This window comes from Polaromonas sp. P3_C2 (assembly GCF_056402675.1).
Genome location: NZ_JBFUGX010000762.1, coordinates 1 through 1,776 on the forward strand (window position 1 = coordinate 1; position 1,776 = coordinate 1,776).

Annotated in this window: 4 protein-coding genes; 3 read left to right on the top strand and 1 reads right to left on the bottom strand. The window is 60.6% G+C overall.

All coding sequences use genetic code 11. The annotated features are described in order from the left end of the window. Positions 1-23: 23 nt before the first annotated feature. On the bottom strand, positions 24-458 hold the full coding sequence (gene arsC, locus AC1DWI_RS21630; RefSeq protein ID WP_477670917.1) for an arsenate reductase (glutaredoxin): 435 nt from the start codon (positions 456-458) through the stop codon (positions 24-26). A 61-nt stretch (positions 459-519) separates the two neighbouring features. Here arsC and AC1DWI_RS21635 point away from each other — a divergent pair, with 61 nt between their 5' ends. From AC1DWI_RS21635 to AC1DWI_RS21645, 3 genes are all read left to right on the top strand, one after another. Next, on the top strand, positions 520-882 hold the full coding sequence (locus AC1DWI_RS21635) for an ArsR/SmtB family transcription factor (protein ID WP_477670918.1): 363 nt from the start codon (positions 520-522) through the stop codon (positions 880-882). A gap of 76 nt (positions 883-958) precedes the next feature. Next, on the top strand, positions 959-1,459 hold the full coding sequence (locus AC1DWI_RS21640) for an ArsI/CadI family heavy metal resistance metalloenzyme (protein WP_477725729.1): 501 nt from the start codon (positions 959-961) through the stop codon (positions 1,457-1,459). Positions 1,460-1,485: 26 nt separating this feature from the next. Further along, on the top strand, positions 1,486-1,776 hold a 291-nt coding region (locus AC1DWI_RS21645; protein WP_477725730.1), incomplete at its 3' end, for an arsenate reductase ArsC.

Genomic DNA, 1,776 nt, shown 5'->3' on the forward strand with positions numbered 1-1,776 from the left:
GCGTTGCGCCAAGGACGGGAAGCTCAACGGCCCGCCACACGCTCCCCTTTGTCATTGACGACCTGTTCACCGTCTTCCTTGCTGAACGCACCCCGCTGCGGCGTGAGCAGGATGTCCAGCACGGCTTCCGAAGGCCGGCACAGGCGCGTGCCTAACGGCGTAACGACGATGGGCCGGTTGATCAGGATGGGATGGGCCAGCATCGCGTCGATCAGGGCTTCGTCGGCCAGCGTGGCGTCGTCCAGGCCAAGATCCTTGTAGACAGATTCCTTTTCCCGGATTACCTCTCGCAGCGGCACCGCCATTTGCGCAACCAGCTCCCGCAGCGCCTCCCGCGTTGGCGGGGTTTTCAGGTATTCGATGACCTCGGGTTCGATGCCGGCATTGCGGATCAGCGCCAGCACATTGCGCGACGTGCCGCATTGGGGGTTGTGGTAAATCGTGACGGCGGAAGGCATAAGTTTCACTCCTGAAAAGGGATTGGTTGCATCGATTCAATAATTCAATTATATTTGAATTATGGAAGCATTAATCCCAAACCTTGATTTTCCCCCGCTTGAGGAAGGTTCTGCCGTGAAGGCCCTGGCAGCGCTGGCGCAAGCCCAGCGCCTGCGCGCGTTCCGCGCCCTCGTCGTCGCCGGGCCTGACGGATTGACGCCGGGCGCGATGGCCGAACAACTGGGCGTCGCACCGAGTGCCCTGTCTTTCCATCTCAAAGAGCTCTCACACGCCGGCCTCGTCAACAGCGAGGCGCGCGGGCGCAACCTGATCTACCGCGCCAACTTCGGGCAAATGAATGCGCTGCTCGGCTACCTGACAGAGCACTGCTGCGAAGGCGGCACTTGCGAGGTAGCCACCCAGGCCGATTGCAGCAACTGCTGAACGCCACTACGCGATTACGCGCCACACCTCCATCACCCACAGAGCCAATCCAACACCACCACCCAAGGAGAGCCCCATGAAACGCTTCCATGTCCACGTCCACGTGAAAGATCTCGAGCAGAACATCGCCTTTTACTCGGCCATRTTTGACCAGCAGCCGGCCCGCACCGAAGCCGACTACGCCAAGTGGATGCTCAGCGACCCACCGGTCAACTTTGCCATTTCGACGCGCGGAAATGCGCCCGGCGTGGACCATCTGGGCATTCAGGTCGACAGGCCCGAAGAGCTGCAGGCCCTGAAAGCCAGCGCCACCCGCGCCGACATGACACTGCTGGATGAAGGCCCCACCACCTGCTGCTATGCCCGCAGCGATAAATACTGGCTGACCGACCCGCAGGGCATCGCCTGGGAGCAGTTCCACACGCTGGACAGCATTCCTGTTTTCAGCGAGTCGAAACCCACACCAAATAAGGCCACAGCCCAATCCTGCTGTGCGCAAGCAGCTAGAAATACTGTAGCAACCGTACAGCTTTCCGAAGCCCCACGATCGGCCCAAGGCACCAAAGCCTGCTGCTAAACAACGGCCAAGAGAAGAAGCCCCCCATGACAACGCAACCCATCAACGTCCTTTTCCTGTGCACCCACAATTCAGCCCGCAGCATCTTGGCCGAAGCCGTGTTGAACCATATCGGCCAGGGCAGGTTCAAAGGCTACTCGGCAGGCAGCAGCCCGCGCGAAAACCAGCAGCCCAATCCGTTGGGGCTGCAGACCCTGCGCACCGCGGGCATTTCCATCGAAGGCCTGCGCAGCAAAAACTGGGACGAATTCGCCTTGCCAGACGCACCACACATGGATCTGGTCATTACGGTTTGCGACAACGCGGCGGGTGAGGCC

Bases quoted from the DNA above. Each gene is read 5' to 3' on its own strand.
- AC1DWI_RS21635 (WP_477670918.1), top strand. From the start codon at position 520: ATGGAAGCATTAATCCCAAACCTTGATTTTCCCCCGCTTGAGGAAGGT.
- arsC (WP_477670917.1), bottom strand. From the start codon at position 458: ATGCCTTCCGCCGTCACGATTTACCACAACCCCCAATGCGGCACGTCG.